The following is a 15,057-nucleotide window of genomic DNA, read 5'->3' on the forward strand; positions in this document are numbered from 1 at the left end:
GGTCCGGTCGGGCCGCCCCCACCACCGCGCCACCCGGAACGGCGCGGCCAACCCCATCCCGGACATCCGAATCCCCTCTCTTCGCGCGCGTTTCGGACTCCGGAAAGGCGGACCTCCCTCCCTTTTCGCCCGGAAATCGTGCCTGGACCGGATCAGGGGTGGATCGTGCCGGAACCCCTACCTACTGTGAGGGTTCCTCCGGACCTCCGCACGACCGTTGGGAGCCCGACCACGTGACCAGCACGCACAGCATCCCCGACCTCCTCTCCCCCGAGTTCTCCGACGACCCGTACGCCGCCTACTCCCTGCTGCGTGAACACGAGCCCCTGCTGTGGCACGCACCCACCTCCAGCTACGTCCTCTCCCGGTACGCGGACGTGCGACGGGTCTTCCAGGACCGCGAGGGAGCCTTCTCCACGGACAACTACGGCTGGCAGCTGGAGCCGGTGCACGGACGCACCATCCTCCAGCTGGACGGTCGCGACCACGCGACCAGACGGGCGCTGGTCGCCCCCGCCTTCCGCGGCCGGGAGCTCCGGGAACGCTTCCTCCCGGTGATCGAGCGCAACAGCCGGGCCCTCGTCGACGCCTTCCGGGACGAGGGCCGGGTCGACCTGGTCTCCCAGTACGCGACCCGGTTCCCGATCAACGTCATCGTGGACATGCTCGGCCTGGACCAGACCCACCACGACCGCTTCCACGACTGGTACACCGCGATCATCGCCTTCCTCGGCAACCTCACCCAGGACCCCGGTGTCACGGAGGACGGGCTCCGCACGAGGGACGAGTTCGCGGAGTACCTGCTCCCGATCATCGCCGAACGCAGGAGACGGCCCGGTGACGACCTGCTCTCCCGCCTCTGCCACGCCGAGGTCGACGGCACCCGGATGACCGACGAGGAGGTCAAGGCCTTCTGTAGTCTCCTGCTCGCCGCGGGCGGGGAGACCACGGACAAGGCGCTGTCCGGCCTGTTCGCCCACCTGGTCACCCACCCGGGACAGCTGGCGGCGGTCCGCGAGGACCGGTCCCTCGTCCCCCGCGCCTTCGTGGAGTCGCTGCGCCTCTCCCCTCCCGTGCAGATGATCATGCGCCAGGCCAGCCGTGACGTGGAGATCGGCGGCGGGACGGTGCCCGCCGGGGCCACCGTCACCTGTCTGATCGGAGCGGCCAACCGGGACCCCGACCGGTTCGCGGACCCGGACCGCTTCGACCTCTCCCGGCCGGAGCTGTCCGAGGCCACGTCCTTCTCGGCCGCCGCCGAACACCTGGCCTTCGCGCTCGGCCGCCACTTCTGCGTGGGCGCGCTGCTGGCGGAGGCCGAGGTACGGGTGGCCGTCAACGACCTGCTCGACGCCATGCCGGACGTGCGCCTCGCCGAGGGCGCCACCCTGGTGGAGGAGGGGCTGTTCACGCGGGGCCTGCGCGAACTCCCCCTGGAGTTCTCCCCGGTCCCCGGGCGCGTCGACTGACGCCGGGTCCGGGACCGGCGGGGCGGCGCCGTCCGGGACGCGTGGCTATCCCAGGCGGCGCCGCCCGCGACCGACGATGGGGCTGTACCGCGCGGGGAGCTCGTAGAGTCCGCGCATCCACACGGACGGACGCCACCGCAGCTGGTCCGGGGACACCCCCAGCCGCACGTCCGGCAACCGGTCCAGGAGGGTCTCCACGGCGGTGCGGGCGATCACCTCCGCCACCTCGGGCGCGGGGAACGGGCAACCGTGTTCCCCGTGCCCGAACGACATCTGGGCCCGATTGCTGCCGAAGATCCCCAGGTCACCCGTGTTGAGCCGGGGGTCCGCGTTGGCGGCGGCCATGCCGAGCACCAGCAGGTCGCCGCGCCGGATCCGGCGACCGCCCAGATCACAGGCCTGCACCGCCCACCGGCCGATGAAGTTCTGCGTGGGGGTGTTCTTCCACAGCACCTCGTTGAGCGCCTCACCGGAGCTGCTGCGTCCGCCCTGGAGCGTGAGGGAGAAGTGGTCGTCCATCAGCATCAGCCGCAGGGTGTTCCCGATCCAGTTGCCGGTGGGCGCCTGCGCCGCCGACATGATCACCAGCAGGTCGATCACCACCTCGTCGTCGGTGAGCCCCGCCGGGTGCAGCAGGAGCCGTGAGGGGATGTCGTCGCGCGGGTGGGCCCTGCGCTCGCTGACGAGCCGCCGCATCCGCTCCTGGACCCGCTGGTGGGCCTGACCGGCGTCGGCGGTGACGTCCAGGGAGACCAGGATGTCGCGTACCAGGTCGGGGACCTCCTGCCGCGGCAGCCCGTACAGCCGGGCGATCACCCCGGCGGGGATGTGGTGCGCGTACTGGCTGACGAGGTCGGCCTCGCCGTCCCCGGCGAAGTGGTCGATCAGGCCGTCCGAGACCTGTTCGCACAGCGTGCGAAGGTCGGCGCGGTCCGTGGCGTCGAGGGCGTCACCGATCGCTCCGGCGCGCCGCTGGTGTTCGGCTCCCTCCGCGAACATCACCGAGGGGGTCCACATCACGTACGGCATCAACGGCCAGGCGTCGTCGATGTGGTCCCACATGTTCCAGCGGCGGCAGTCACGGGCGAACCACTCGGGCCGGTCGGAGACGTGGTGCAGCTCCCGGTAGCCGAGGACGAACCACGCGGGGATGTCGCCGTCGAGGAGGATGGGGGCGACCGGACCGTAGTGGCGGCGCATCTCCTCGTAGAGGGCCACCGGGTCACAGGCGATGTCGGGTCCGTAGAAGCGCATGGCGTGCTCGTGGTCGGGCGACAGGGGCGCTGGTCCCCGGGTCGGGGGCACGAGCGCCCCCGGGGCTCCCACGTTGTCGTTCACGATGACCTCTCCGGTGCGGACACGGGCGGGCGGTGCCGGAACAGATGGCGGACGAGGGTGACCAGGACGTCGCGGCTGGACTCGCGGCGGCGGGCGTCGCACTCCAGCAGGGGGACGTCGTTGGACAGGTCCAGGGCGTTGCGCACGTCGTGCAGGTTCGGCCCCGGCCCGAACCGGTTGACCGCGACGACGAACGGGGTGTGGTGGTGTTCGAGCCGGTCGATGGCGTACCAGGAGTCCTGCACCCGGTCCGTGTCGACGAGGACGACCGCGCCGAGGCTGCCGGTGAAGATCTGTTCCCAGAGGAACCAGAAGCGTTTCTGCCCGGGGGCGCCGAAGAGGTAGAGGACCCGGGTGTCGTCGATGGTGATCCGCCCGAAGTCGAAGGCGGCCGTCGTGGTGCGCTTGTCACGGACCGCGCTGAGGTCGTCGACCCCGTCGCTGGCCTGCGTCATGACCTCCTCGGTGCTCAGGGGGCGCATCTCGCTGACCGAGCCGACCAGGGTCGTCTTCCCCACGCCGAAGCCGCCGACGATGACGATCTTCAGCGCCTGGCTGGCGGTTCTGGCCAGTGGCGGGCGGGTCGGGGCGGTCGCGTCCGCCGTCATCGGGGGCGGCGGGGTCAGTGGCGTGGTGGTCGTCCGTCCGTGCGGGTCAGAGCCGTTGGAGGGCAAGGAGCACCTGCTTCAGGGTCTCGGGGTCGTGCCTGGGTCCCCCGCGCGAGGGGAGGGACCGTACGGGTACGGGGTGCCGAGCGGCCACGGCGCCGGTGTCGAGCAGGTCGGTGAGGAGCACCTTGACGACGCTCACCGGTGCCCTGAGCTCCGCCGAGAGCTCCACCACGGCGGTGGGCCGGGTGCACAGCCGGAGGATGCTGGCGTGCTCGGACTGCATGTCGGGCGCGGGACCGGACTCGGCCACCACGAGGGTGACGGCGTCCATGGCCGGGTCGTCGGCGCGCCCCGAGGTGACCGTGTAGAAGCGGTCCGGCGCCTCGGGGCCGGAGGGGGCGCCCTGGGCGGGGGCACCGCGGCGCGAGGCGGCGTTCATCGGGACGGGCCCGCCTCGTGGGGCCTGCGTCGGGGACCGGCGGTGAGGTGCGCGCCGATCCGGTCGACGAGCTCGTTCATGTGGCGGGCGACCAGTCCCACCTTCGCCTCGAATCCGGCGATGACGGCCAGATGGGCACCCTGGCCCGCGCCGATGATGAGCAGGAGCCCACCGCCGTACTCCAGCATGGCCTGGCCCGATCCGGTGCCGTCACCGAACTCGGCGGAGGCGCTCAGGGACAGGCTCTGGACACCGGCCGAGATGGCGGCGAGCTGGTCCGCGCGGTCCACGTCCAGTTCCCGGGTGTGGCACATCCTGAGCCCGTCCCTGGACAGCACCAGGACGTGGCGGATGCCCGGTGTCCGGTGTCGCAGGTCCTCCAACAGCCAGTCGAGGCTGGCGTCCATGGTCGTCATGGGATCGCGGGGCGGTCGTCCCGACGCCGTGACGCCGGGTGCCCCTCCCTCCGTTCCTCTTCGTTCGGGGTGTCGTGGTACGGGGCGGGGTCGGTGCTCATCGACCGTCCTCCCAGAGGGTGCCCGGGCCGTTCTCCTGATCGTCGTCATCGTCGTCACGGAAGGCGGCGAGCCTGGTGGGCAGCTCTCTGCGTGTCTCGGGGTCGAAGTCCCGGCGCAGCGTGGGGAAGAGCTGCTCCGGGTTCTCCCGGACCGCCTGGGCCAGGGTGAGGCCACGGAACCGCTGCGGCATGTCGAAGCCGGGCTCGGGCCCGGTGTCCTCCCCGGGTCCGGCGGCGGGCCCGGTTCCCCGGTCGCTCCCGGTGCGGGGGGTGTCGGCGGCGTCCGAGAGGGGGTCGACCCGTGGCACCTCGCGGCGGCCGGTGGTCCGTCGGGCCAACGGCGGGCGGGAGGGGGTCGGCGCGGATCCGGTCCAGGCGCGCGCGGCCGACCCGGTCCCGGACACGGGGGTCTCGGCCGCCGGCGCAGTGGACGCGGTCGTGCCGAGTGCCGGGGTGTCGGCCACGGTGTCCCCGGCCAGGACGTCGGCGGCGCGGTCGCCGGAACCGGGCGTTCCGTTCACGGAAGACCGTTTCCCGGGCTCGGGCCACCGCGCGAGCTCGGCCCGCTCCTCCTCACGCGCGAGTTCCTCCTCCCTCTCCCTCTGGAGCCGGGGAGGCAACGGCACCTCGTACGCGGTGACGAGGTGGGGCGGGATGAGCACGACCACTCCGGTGCCTCCCCGTGCCGAGGGCCGGAAGCTCACCTGGAGGCCGTACTTGTCCGCCAGGGCTCCCACCACGGCCAGCCCCATGCGCAGGCCGGGGAGGGTGGCCAGGGTGCGGGGTCGGTCGACGTAGTCCTCGGCCGCCCGGCGCTCGCGCTGGCGCAGTCCCCGGCCGCTGTCCTCGACGGTGACGGTGACCCCGCTGTCCTCCTCCTGCGCGTAGACGTTGACGTCGGTGCCGTTCGCGGAGAAGTTGGCGGCGTTGTCCATGAGCTCCGCGAGCACCTGGATGACCCCCTCCGCCGCGTAGCCGACCACCGCCGACCTGTGGGTGTAGTGCAGGCGGACCCGGCGGTAGGCGGTGATGCGGCCCTGGGCTCCGCGCAGGATGCTCTCCATACCGATGGGACGGTTCCATCGGCGCCCGGAGCGGCCTCGTGCGAGGGTCACGAACGCGTCCGCGAGGCGGCCGGTACGGGAGACGTTGTGGTCGACCAGCAGGAGGTCGTTGAAGACGTCCGAGCGGTCGCCGTAACGGAACTGCAGGTCGCGGAGCTGGGCGAGCAGGGTGGTGAGGTGGGCCTGGATCCGCCCGCCGATGTTGGCAGCCGAGATCAGCGCTGTGGCGCTCCGGCGCTCGGAGACCACGAGCTCCTCGACCAGGCGGGTGCGCAGGTGGGCCACGGCCGGGTGGACCTCGCGGAGCTCCCCGGCGAGGACTTCCTCCGCGATGGTGCGGTCCTCGCGGACGCGGTGCACGATGAACGGCAGGGTGGTGTCAGCGAGGTCGGTGACCTCGTTCTCGATCTCCGTGCGCGCCGCGCGTGCCTCGGTGGCGCTGCGCTCGGCCTCGGCGAGCCGGGTGGTGACGGCGTGGGCGAGACGGTCGACGGTGGGGTGGGTGGGCCGGGGGTGGTCGGCGAGCACGCGTGGGAGGGGCCTGCCCTCACGGGCGGCGTGGGCGAGGGCGGGCAGGAGGGCGTCCACGACCCGCGCCGTCTCCTCCTCCAGGGTGCGCGCACCCGAGCTGACCCTGGCGCCGTGGGCGAGGGCGACGCGCGCCACGGCCGCGTGGTAGACGGCGGTGGCCACGGCGGCGCACAGCAGCAGTGCGGCCAGACCGCCGACGAGGGCGATGACCGGTCGGGCCGGTTCGGGGCTCTCGATCACCGTCCAGGACCATGCGGGGGCGGTCAGGGCGGAGGCAGCCAGGAGGGCGACGAGTGCCTGTTGGCCGGGGCGCGGGAGAGGGCGTTTCCGGTCGGACAGGTGTACTGCCATGAATGGTTTCCTCGCGGCTTTCCGTGCGGGTGGCGGATTCGTTGCCGTCGCACCCGCCCGTGTCACGTGCAGTGGATTTCACCCCGGCGAAACCGGGGCGGCGGACGGATGTCACGTTAGTCCACCCCCGATCGGGCGCGCGGAGTTTTCCACAAGCGGGCCCCTCTGACAGGCCGAAGACCCAGAAAGGACCAATCGGGCTATTCCACCTTGATGAACCTTCCCGCATTGCCGTGTTTGCCAAGAAAGGTGGGCTTCGTGACTATGGTCGATTACCGCACACGAATCGGACCCGGGTCGAGATCGACGATCACGACCGCTCGGGGTCAGGCGGCCGCCGTGGCGGTGGCCCCGGCCGAGGTGGGTTGGCGGCGGCCGATGCTCTTGGCCAGCAGTACGGCAGCGGTGGAGACCGCGATCCCGATGAGGATGGCGACCAGGTACAGCAGCGGCCCTCCGACCAGGGGCAGGACGAAGACGCCCCCGTGCGGTGCCATGAGGGTGCTGCCGAAACCGATCGCCAAGGCGCCCGCGGTGGCCGATCCCAGGACGATGGAGGGGATGACCCGCAGGGGATCGACGGCGGCGAAAGGGATCACGCCCTCGGTGATGAAGGAGGCTCCGAGCAGCCAGGCCGGACGTGCGCTGGAGTGTTCGGCCGGGCTGAACAGGTCCCGTCTGATCTTGGTGGCAAGCGCCAGGGCGATGGGCGGGGTCATTCCCGCGGCCATGGCGGCGGCCATGATCGCGAACGCGGTGTCGCTGCCCGTGGTGAGCCCGCCGACGGCGAAGGTGTAGGCGACCTTGTTGACGGGACCGCCCATGTCCACGGCCATCATCGCGCCGACGATCCCGCCCAGCAGGATCGCGTTGGCCCCGCTCAGGCCGTTGAGCCAGTCGGTGATCGCCCGCATGGCCACGGCGATGGGTTCGCCCACGACCACGAACATCAGGGTTCCGACCACGACCACGCCGACGAGCGGCAGCACCAGGACCGGCATCACCCCGGCCACGGCGCGGGGCACGGGCACCCGACGCAGCGCGGCGACGACGGCCCCGGCAAGCAGGCCCGCGAGCAGACCGCCCAGGAAACCGGCCTCCACTTCCACGGCCACGGCCCCGCCCACGAACCCGGGGGCCAGTGCGGCCCGGTCGGCCATGGCGTACGCGATGAAACCGGCCAGGACGGGCACGAGGAAGTCCATCGACAGCGCGCCCGCCTGGTTCGCCAGAGCGGCCCAGCTGGTGAGGCTGAGGGCGTCGAAGTGTTCGGTGACCGGCGGGGCGTCGGTGATGTCGTATCCGCCCAGGGCGAAGCTGAGCGCCATGAGCAGCCCGCCGGCGGCCACGAACGGGATGATGTAGCTGACGCCGGTCATCAGCCACTGTTTGAGGTTGCTTACGAAGCTGCCACCGCCGGTGACCTTGGTTTCGGGCCGGGGCACGCCGTCGTCCGGAGCGGTCGGCGCGGTTGTCCCGGGGTCGGCCCCAGCCGCCCCGGCCGCGGTTCCGGCCTTCGCTGAAGCGGACGCGCCGACCCTGCCGGGGGCGGGTTCGGCCCGCTGCTGTTCGGCGGCCTCGACGGCCTGCCGGACGAGCCCGGCCGCGTCCTTGACCGCCTGTTTGACCGTGGTCTCGACTCTGGGTTTGCCATCGAAGCGTTCGCGCCCCCGGACCCCGACGTCGGCGGCGAAGATCACGGCGTCGGCCGCCGCGATCTGTTCGTCGGCCAGAGCCGAGGTCCCCGCGGACCCCTGGGTCTCGACAGAGACGTCGTGCCCGGCGTCCCGCCCGGCCTGTTCGAGTGCCTCGGCCGCCATGTAGGTGTGCGCGATGCCGGTGGGGCAGGAGGTGACGGCGACGATCTTCACGAAGCCACCTCCGCACCCACGTACGCCGCCACGGCGGCCGGGTCGGTGGCGTTCAGGAGGGTCTTCGTGAACTCCGCGCGCATGAGTCGGCGTGCCAGGGCGGCCAGCACGGTCAGGTGGTCGGCGGCACCGCCCTCCGGAGCCGCGATGAGGAAGATCAGGCGAGCGGGTCCGTCGTCGGCTCCGAAATCCACTCCCTGAGCGCTGCGGCCGATGGCGAGGGTGGGCACCGTGACGGCCTCCGATCGGCAGTGCGGGATCCCGATACCGCCGGGCAGGCCGGTGGACATCTGTGCCTCGCGGTCCTCCACGTCGGCGAGGAACCGCTCGAGGTCGGTCACCCTGCCGGCCACGCGCAGGCGTTCGGCCAGGGAGCGCACCGCGGCACGCCGGTCGGTCGGAGCCAGGTCGAGGTCGACCAGTTCGGTGGTGACGAGTTCGGTCATGGTGTCGCTCCTGGGGGGTGAGTGAGCTGTCGACTGCGGTGACGCGCACGGGGGTGGGGGTGCGCGAATCGCGGGGCCACCGTTGGGAGTGCTCCCCCCGGTGGCGGGCCAGCCTGTCGTACGGTCACGTCCGGGGTTGGGCGTGACGGTGGCGATCACGCGATCACCACTTCGGTCTCCGCGTCGACGAGGGCTCCGCGGGCCTCTTCATCCAGGCCCTCGTCGGTCACCACCACGTCCATCTCGTTCAGGTGTGCGAATCGGCTGAACTGGTCGTCGCCGTACTTGCTGTGGTCGGCGAGCAGGACCCGGCGCCGGCAGGCGCGGACCATGGCGGCCTTGACCGTGGCTTCGGCGGGGTCGGGGGTGGTGCAGCCGCGTTCGGTGGAGAACCCGTTGGCGCCGAAGAATCCCACGTCGACGGTGAGTCCGTCGAGGACGTCCTGCGACCAGGGGCCCACGGAGGCCAGTGTGGTGGCGCGGACGCGCCCGCCAAGGAAGTGGAGCTGGCAGCCGCGTCGGCCCACGATCTGGTGGGCGGCGGGCAGGGAGTTGGTGACAACGGTGAGTTCCGCGCCTTCGGGCAGGAGGCCGGCCAGGCGAGCGGTGGTGGTGCCTCCGTCGATGAGGACGGTGCCCCGTTGGGGGAGTTGGGCGACCGCGGCGCGGGCGATGCGCTCCTTCTCGCTCTCGTTGGTGCGGTCGCGCAGGGGGACGCTGGGTTCGAAGTCCAGGCGTTCGACGGAGACGGCGCCGCCGTAGACCCGGCGCACCAGCCCTTGGCGTTCGAGGACCCCGAGGTCGCGCCGAATGGTCTCCGGTGCCACGGTCAGTTCCTCCGACGCCGACGAGACGTCGATGCGCCCGTCTCGGCGTGCCTTCTGCGCCAACAGTTGTCGACGCTCGGCCCCGTACATGCCCGATTCCCTCCGTTATCTGATTTGGTATTGACTGATTCTGCGTGTTGTTGCCATATTGTCAAGGGTCTGCGAATACCCGGCAAGACGCGGAGGCATTATGGCGACCGGCTCGAACCCCCACCCGGACTTCGTGTGATCGCACGGCGAGCACCACGGATGCCGCCGCGGCCCCTGGGTGTTCCGCGCCGTTGATGCGGCGAAGATGATGCGGCGACGGGTTCGAGGATCTCCTCGGAGCCCCTGGTCCACACGAACGGCCGAGAATGGTCGTCCCACGTGTCGATGGGTTCTTGGTGGGACCAAGGGGGCGTGACGGGTCCCGGCCGCTCAGAGGGCCAGGAGGAGGACCAGGGCGACGGTCAGGCCCACGGTGAACACGGCTCCGATCCAACGAGCGCGCCCCCCGCCCTCGGCCGCGCTCCACGGCAGGGTCCGCCAGCGCGCCGCGCCCGCTCCCAGGGCGGTCGCGGCCAGGGCCGCGTTGACCCACCACAGGGCCGCAGGGAGGTGCAGCCACCCCACCGCGAACAGGATGTACGCGGTCAACAGGACCACGCCCGCGGACCGCCGGACCACGCCGCCGCGATCGGGGAAGGCCCGCGCACCCTCTCCAGTGCGCGCGGACCGCACCATCTCCCAGGTCAGTGAGGCGGCGAACAGGGTCAGCACCGCCCACACGACGAGGGCGACCAGGGTGTCGTTCACTCCCCCTCCAAGAGCAGGTCGAGGGCGACGGAGTCCACGCCCACGGGGCCGTCCGCCAGCACGACCACGGCACGCCCGCCCTCACGGTCCAGAGCGACCATGGCCGCGAATCCACCGGTCATGCCGTTGTGCCAGGTGACCTCGGTGCCGTCGTGGTCGGTGACGAACCAGCCCAGGCCGACCCCGTCTCCCCGCCCGTCGTCCCAGCGGGGCTCCAGGGCCTCGACACCCGGCGCCCCTCCCCCCACCAGGGCCCGCGCGAGGAGCCCCATGTCGCCGCCGGTGGAGTGCACGCCACCCATGGGGGCCCAGGCGGCGTTGGCCGAGGGGGCGAAGGGGCGACTGTTGGTGCCGTACCCGACGGCCGCCTCGGCGGGCACGTCCTCCGGGGTGGCGGGAACCACCGTGCGCTCCATACCGAGTGGGGCGAGGAGGCGCTGGTGGAGGACGGTCTCGTAGTCGGTTCCGGCGGAGACCGCGAGGGCCTGGCCGAGCAGCGCGGCGCCGAGGTTGGAGTAGGCGAACCGGCCCCGGTCCGTGAGGTCGGCTTCGGCGGCGCTCCCCACGAGGTCCCGGACGTCACCCGTGTAGGGGTCGCGGTTGCGGAGGTTGTCCAGGAGCATGGTGACCGAGGTCAGCACCCCCGGAGGGTTCCTGGGGAGCCCGGACCGGTGCGAGGAGAGCTCGCTCAGGGTGACCGTCGCGGCGGGCGCGCCCTCCAGGTCCAGCAGGGTTCCGAGTTCGGTGTCCGGGTCCACCTCGCCGCGCTCGATCGCGTCGGCCAGCAGCAGCCCGGTCAGGGCCTTGGAGACGGACCCGATCTCGTAGAGGGTCGTCCCGTCCGCGCCGAAGTAGGCCTCCCTGACACGGTCGCCGTCGACCTCCACGACGGCCGCGGTCGCACGGGGGCCGTCCTCCAGCAGGGGTCGGGCGCGTTGCGCCAGCTCGGCGTCGCCGGTGACCTCCGAGGAGAGGGACGGGGCAACGGGCCGCACGGCGAACCCGACGGACAGGACGACGGCGGCCACGACCGCCACGGTCGCTCCGGTCCGTGTACCGCTCCGCACCTGTCCCCCTCGTCCTCGTTCCGTGTCTCAGCCGCGCGAGGCGGTGAGGACCACCATCAGCGGGACCAGCCGCTCCGGCGGTATGGCATAGTGGCCGCGCCTGCGCGTGGCCAGCCAGCCCGCGGCGACCAGCAGGTTGACGTGGTGGTAGATCTGGCCGCTGGTGCCGAACTCCTCCCGCTCCTTGAGCCCGGCGACGGTGGTGACCCCGGAGTGGACCGCGTGCAGGATGCTGAGCCGGACGGGGTGGCCGAGGGCGTCCAGGTTCCCGGCCAGGGCGGACCAGTCGAGGTTCTCGATGGCCTCGACGGAGCTCCCGTACTGCCACTGGACCGGCTCCGACGCGCCCTCGACGGGGACGACGCCCGCGAAGACGACCGCCCCTTCGTCGGCGGTGCGTTCCTTGAGGGCCTCCAGGACGAAGAAGCGCTCGGCGTAGTTCGTCTCGGTGGTCGCGGTGTACGAGCGGTCGGCCCGCTCCAGCTCGGCGACCCGAGCCTCCAGGGCGGCGAGACGCTCCTCCGTACCGGCGCGGGAGGCAGGGGAGGCGGGGTCCGGGGTTGGTTCTGGCACGCGCCCACGCTACACGATTCTACGTTGTTACGTAAATACTGACCTCGATCGCCGCCACTCCGACCCAGGCGCCCCGGCTTTGCCCGGTCCTGTCCGGCAGCACCTGGGCGCGGGCCTTCTCCATCGTCCTGGCGGCCCTGAACGCCGTCGCCCAGCTCGCGTTCCTGATCGCGATGCCGCTGTGGTCGGTGGTGGTCATCGCCATCGACATCCTGGTGATCTACGGGCTGACCGCCGGATGGCCGATCGCGGTCGGCGACGAGGAGTCCGAGCGTTCCCGGGACGCCAGCTACCGGGCCGGGTACCGCGCCGCCCACGAACGGCCGCACGCCGCGCCCCGGCCGACCTCGTCCCCGGAACAGGGTCGTCAGCAGTCGACCGGGTGATCCACGGCCCCTTCCACCGCTCCCGCCCCAGGGGTTCGGGGCGGGGGCACGGCCGTGTCAGCGGGCCGCGGCACGTACGGCGTCCGCGATCCGGTCCCGGGTCGCCGTGAAGTCCGGGTGCGTACCCGGTTCCCCGGCCCTGGGCAGGTCCGACACCTCGTCGAGCACGATCCGCCCCGGCCGCGCGCTCAGCACCACGATCCGCGTGCCCAGGCGGACCGCCTCCCCGACGTCGTGGGTGATGGACAGCAGCGTCTTGCCGGTGAGGAGCCACAGGGAGCGCACCTCCTCCTGCATGCGCTCACGGGTCAGGGCGTCCAGTGCGCCGAACGGCTCGTCCATGAGCACGATCCCCGGGTCGGGGGCCAGGGCCCGGGCGATGGCCACCCGCTGGCGCATGCCCCCGGACAGCTCGTAGGTGCGCAGGTGCGCGGCGTCGGCCAGCCCCACCAGGGCGAGCTGGTGTTCCGCGAGGGCCCGCCGCTCCGCCCTGGCCAGACCCGCCATGCGGAGCCCGAACTCGACGTTCCCCCGCACGGTCATCCACGGGAACAGCGTGGGCCGCTGGAAGACCACGCCCCGGTCCGGTCCGGGGCCCCGGACCGGACGGCCGTTGACGGAGACCGTGCCCCGGGTGGGGCGGTGGAACCCGGCGACCAGCCGCAGCAGGGTGCTCTTTCCGGAGCCGGAGGGGCCCACCACCACGAGGTGCTCCCCCGCGTCCAGGCTCAGGTCGATGCCGTCCAACGCGGGCACGGTGGCTCCCCGCCGTCCGTCCCTGCGGTAGTCGTGTCCCACCCCGGTCAGTTCCAGGGCGGGTTCAGGGGCGTGCGGCATGTTCGGCTCCAGCGGGGGCGAGCGCGTTCTCGAAGGCCGTGGTGTCGGGCGCGGCGTCGATCTCGCCCTGCTCCGCCAGGAACTCGGCGGTGAGCCTCAGGTGCTCGGCCAGGGCACCGGGGGCGTCGGCGGTCCCCAGGTAGTCGCCGGAGGCCTGTTCCTCCGCGCTCAGGAAGACCAGTTGGTCGACCTGCTCGGCCGCCTCCTCCGGTTCCAGGTTGAGCTCGGCCGCGATGGCCGCCAGGGCCTCCTCCCGGTCCTCCCTGAGGAGGGAGACCGCGCGGTCCTGCTGCTCGACCCACGTGGCCAGGGCGTCGGGGTGGTCCTCGGCGAATCCGGTGGAGACCACCGCCAGGTCGGCGGTGACGTTGCCCCGTTCCGCCAGTTCGCCGCTGGTCACCAGGGGGCTGGCGCCCTGTTCGTAGAGCTGGCCGAGGACCGGGTACCAGACGAAGGCCGCGTCGAGGTCCCCGCGCTGCCAGGCCGCCTGGATGTCCGGGGGTTCGAGGTCGAGGAGTTGGACGTCGTCGGTGCCCAGTCCGGCCTCGTCCAGGGCGGCGATCAGGTGGTAGTGCGTGGTGCTGGCGAAGGGCACCGCGACGGTGCGTCCCGCCAGGTCGGCGACCTCGTCGATGCCCTCGGTCACGGCCAGGGCCTCGTTGTCACCGATGACGTCGTGGATCCACGGCACCTGGTAGTCGATACCGAGCGGCTGGGACAGGCCCCGGGTGACGGGGGCGCTGCCCGCCAGGGCGATGTCGAGCTCCCCGGCCAGGAAGGCGGTGTTGACGTCGCCGCCGGAGTCGAACCGGTTCCAGACGATCTCGGTGTCGGGCAGGGCCTCCTCCAGCCAGGCGTGGTGCTTGACCACGAGGTCGCCGTTGGGGATCGACTGGTAGCCGATGCGCAGCTGACCGGGGACCCCGTCGGCCGGGTCCTCGGGGGTACCGGAGCAGCCGGAGAGGATCAGGGCCAGGGCCGCTCCGGCCGAGGCGGCGCGCACGGTGTGTCTCGGGGTCATGGGTGCTCCGTCGGGGGTGCGGGGGACGTTCGGGGACCGGTGGCTCGTGGCGGTCTCATTCCCTGCCCCGCCACGGCGCGACGGTGCGGTCCAGGGTCTGGAGGAGCCAGTCGAGGAGGAGGCCGGACAGGCCGATGACGATCAGACCGAGGATGACGACGTCGGTCTGGTTGTAGCGCTGGGCCTCGCGGATCATCCCGCCGATCCCGGGGACGCCGTTGACGGTCTCGGCGGCCACCACCGAGGTGTAGGCGACGCCCACGGCGATGCGGACTCCGGTCATGATCTCCGGCAACGAGTGCGGCAGGACGATCCAGACGGGAAGGTGCCAGGGGCGCGCGCCCAGCGACCGTGCGGCGTTCAGGTGGTCCGGTGCCACGCCGCGCACGGCGTCGGCGGTGGCCACGGCGACCGGGGGCAGCGAGGCGATGACGAGGAGCCAGATCTTGGGCTCCTCCCCGATACCGAACCAGATGACGAGCAGGCTGAGGTAGGCCAGCGGCGGCAGGGTGCGGACGAACGTGACGAAGGGGCCGAGCACGGCGCGGGCCACCGGGACCAGCCCGATGACCAGCCCGAGCAGCACTCCGCCGACCGTCCCGAGGACGCTGCCCACGAGGATGCGGCGCAGGCTGACCCCCAGGTGTTCCTGGAGGGTGTGACCGCTGTAGCCCTGGGTGCTGGTGGCCACGGCCTGGTCCCAGACCGCTCCCGGCCCGGGCAGGATGACCGGCGGCCAGACCTCGGCCCGGGCGACGGCCCACCACACCAGCAGGAATCCGCCCACGGAGAGCGCCCGGAGCCCGAACGACCGCACCGCCGGTGCGATCCCGCCGCTCTCCGGCGCTGGGGCCTCGGCTGACGGGCGGTCCGGCGCGAGGACGCTCATCCGGGGAGCCCCGGGAGCCCCC

At 72.3% G+C, this 15,057-nt stretch carries 15 protein-coding genes and 1 pseudogene; 2 read left to right on the forward strand and 14 right to left on the reverse strand.

Annotation, left to right across the window (positions count from 1 at the left end; all coding sequences use genetic code 11):
• The first annotated feature begins 233 nt into the window (after positions 1–233).
• Positions 234–1,469 carry a cytochrome P450 gene (locus ACFW3L_RS00335; RefSeq protein ID WP_378734669.1) on the forward strand — a complete coding sequence of 412 codons (1,236 nt, stop codon included), beginning with the start codon at positions 234–236 and terminating at the stop codon, positions 1,467–1,469.
• Between the two features lie 45 nt (positions 1,470–1,514).
• On the opposite strand, the gene ACFW3L_RS00340 is transcribed toward ACFW3L_RS00335, so the two are convergent.
• The 11 genes from ACFW3L_RS00340 to ACFW3L_RS00390 all read right to left on the reverse strand — a co-directional run bounded on the left by ACFW3L_RS00340 (position 1,515) and on the right by ACFW3L_RS00390 (position 11,902).
• Entirely contained in the window at positions 1,515–2,807 is a 1,293-nt protein-coding gene (locus tag ACFW3L_RS00340) for a cytochrome P450 (RefSeq protein WP_378734671.1), read from the reverse strand.
• Positions 2,804–3,415 (reverse strand): ATP/GTP-binding protein, encoded by a 612-nt coding sequence (locus ACFW3L_RS00345; protein ID WP_378735348.1) that lies wholly within the window; start codon positions 3,413–3,415, stop codon positions 2,804–2,806. The genes ACFW3L_RS00340 and ACFW3L_RS00345 overlap by 4 nt, the downstream gene beginning before the upstream one ends.
• A 46-nt stretch (positions 3,416–3,461) precedes the next feature.
• Entirely contained in the window at positions 3,462–3,857 is a 396-nt protein-coding gene (locus ACFW3L_RS00350) for a DUF742 domain-containing protein (protein ID WP_378734674.1), read from the reverse strand.
• Positions 3,854–4,273 carry a roadblock/LC7 domain-containing protein gene (locus ACFW3L_RS00355; protein WP_378734676.1) on the reverse strand — a complete coding sequence of 140 codons (420 nt, stop codon included), beginning with the start codon at positions 4,271–4,273 and terminating at the stop codon, positions 3,854–3,856. The genes ACFW3L_RS00350 and ACFW3L_RS00355 overlap by 4 nt, the downstream gene beginning before the upstream one ends.
• Before the next feature lie 97 nt (positions 4,274–4,370).
• Positions 4,371–6,320 carry a sensor histidine kinase gene (locus tag ACFW3L_RS00360; protein WP_378734678.1) on the reverse strand — a complete coding sequence of 650 codons (1,950 nt, stop codon included), beginning with the start codon at positions 6,318–6,320 and terminating at the stop codon, positions 4,371–4,373.
• 326 nt (positions 6,321–6,646) lie between these two features.
• A complete protein-coding gene (locus tag ACFW3L_RS00365) occupies positions 6,647–8,191 on the reverse strand; it encodes a PTS fructose transporter subunit IIC (protein WP_378734680.1) in 1,545 nt (514 codons plus the stop codon).
• Positions 8,188–8,637: a PTS sugar transporter subunit IIA gene (locus ACFW3L_RS00370; RefSeq protein WP_378734682.1), complete on the reverse strand. Its 450-nt coding sequence runs from the start codon at positions 8,635–8,637 to the stop codon at positions 8,188–8,190. Before ACFW3L_RS00370 ends, ACFW3L_RS00365 begins: the two co-directional genes overlap by 4 nt.
• A gap of 155 nt (positions 8,638–8,792) precedes the next feature.
• The gene (locus tag ACFW3L_RS00375; RefSeq protein ID WP_378734684.1) at positions 8,793–9,554 is read right to left on the reverse strand and encodes a DeoR/GlpR family DNA-binding transcription regulator; all 762 of its coding nucleotides are present in this window, start codon (positions 9,552–9,554) and stop codon (positions 8,793–8,795) included.
• A gap of 330 nt (positions 9,555–9,884) precedes the next feature.
• Entirely contained in the window at positions 9,885–10,262 is a 378-nt protein-coding gene (locus ACFW3L_RS00380) for a hypothetical protein (protein ID WP_378734686.1), read from the reverse strand.
• Positions 10,259–11,329, reverse strand: a complete 1,071-nt coding sequence (locus ACFW3L_RS00385; RefSeq protein WP_378734688.1) for a serine hydrolase domain-containing protein — start codon at positions 11,327–11,329, stop codon at positions 10,259–10,261. Before ACFW3L_RS00385 ends, ACFW3L_RS00380 begins: the two co-directional genes overlap by 4 nt.
• A 27-nt stretch (positions 11,330–11,356) precedes the next feature.
• Positions 11,357–11,902: an ArsR/SmtB family transcription factor gene (locus ACFW3L_RS00390; protein WP_378734690.1), complete on the reverse strand. Its 546-nt coding sequence runs from the start codon at positions 11,900–11,902 to the stop codon at positions 11,357–11,359.
• 86 nt (positions 11,903–11,988) lie between these two features.
• Between ACFW3L_RS00390 and ACFW3L_RS00395 the strand changes: the two are divergent.
• Positions 11,989–12,288 (forward strand): annotated as a pseudogene (locus tag ACFW3L_RS00395) (hypothetical protein); the annotation flags it as partial.
• 57 nt (positions 12,289–12,345) lie between these two features.
• On the opposite strand, the gene ACFW3L_RS00400 reads toward ACFW3L_RS00395, so the two are convergent.
• From ACFW3L_RS00400 to ACFW3L_RS00410, 3 genes are read right to left on the reverse strand one after another with little or no spacing between them, the layout of a single operon-like run.
• Positions 12,346–13,125, reverse strand: coding sequence for an ABC transporter ATP-binding protein (locus ACFW3L_RS00400; RefSeq protein WP_378734692.1), 780 nt, complete (start codon positions 13,123–13,125; stop codon positions 12,346–12,348).
• Positions 13,109–14,146, reverse strand: a complete 1,038-nt coding sequence (locus tag ACFW3L_RS00405; RefSeq protein WP_378734694.1) for an ABC transporter substrate-binding protein — start codon at positions 14,144–14,146, stop codon at positions 13,109–13,111. Before ACFW3L_RS00405 ends, ACFW3L_RS00400 begins: the two co-directional genes overlap by 17 nt.
• 55 nt (positions 14,147–14,201) lie before the next feature.
• Positions 14,202–15,035: an ABC transporter permease gene (locus tag ACFW3L_RS00410; protein ID WP_378734697.1), complete on the reverse strand. Its 834-nt coding sequence runs from the start codon at positions 15,033–15,035 to the stop codon at positions 14,202–14,204.
• Positions 15,036–15,057 lie beyond the last annotated feature (22 nt).

The organism is Nocardiopsis sp. NPDC058789 (assembly GCF_042745575.1).
GTDB classification, from domain to species: Bacteria; Actinomycetota; Actinomycetes; order Streptosporangiales; family Streptosporangiaceae; genus Nocardiopsis; species Nocardiopsis eucommiae.

What these genes read in the sequence shown, in the direction of transcription:
- ACFW3L_RS00345 (WP_378735348.1), bottom strand. Translation starts at nt 3,415, where the DNA reads ATGACGGCGGACGCGACCGCCCCGACCCGCCCGCCACTGGCCAGAACC.
- ACFW3L_RS00350 (WP_378734674.1), bottom strand. Translation starts at nt 3,857, where the DNA reads ATGAACGCCGCCTCGCGCCGCGGTGCCCCCGCCCAGGGCGCCCCCTCC.
- ACFW3L_RS00355 (WP_378734676.1), bottom strand. Translation starts at nt 4,273, where the DNA reads ATGACGACCATGGACGCCAGCCTCGACTGGCTGTTGGAGGACCTGCGA.
- ACFW3L_RS00360 (WP_378734678.1), bottom strand. Translation starts at nt 6,320, where the DNA reads ATGGCAGTACACCTGTCCGACCGGAAACGCCCTCTCCCGCGCCCCGGC.
- ACFW3L_RS00370 (WP_378734682.1), bottom strand. Translation starts at nt 8,637, where the DNA reads ATGACCGAACTCGTCACCACCGAACTGGTCGACCTCGACCTGGCTCCG.
- ACFW3L_RS00375 (WP_378734684.1), bottom strand. Translation starts at nt 9,554, where the DNA reads ATGTACGGGGCCGAGCGTCGACAACTGTTGGCGCAGAAGGCACGCCGA.
- ACFW3L_RS00400 (WP_378734692.1), bottom strand. Translation starts at nt 13,125, where the DNA reads ATGCCGCACGCCCCTGAACCCGCCCTGGAACTGACCGGGGTGGGACAC.
- ACFW3L_RS00405 (WP_378734694.1), bottom strand. Translation starts at nt 14,146, where the DNA reads ATGACCCCGAGACACACCGTGCGCGCCGCCTCGGCCGGAGCGGCCCTG.
- ACFW3L_RS00410 (WP_378734697.1), bottom strand. Translation starts at nt 15,035, where the DNA reads ATGAGCGTCCTCGCGCCGGACCGCCCGTCAGCCGAGGCCCCAGCGCCG.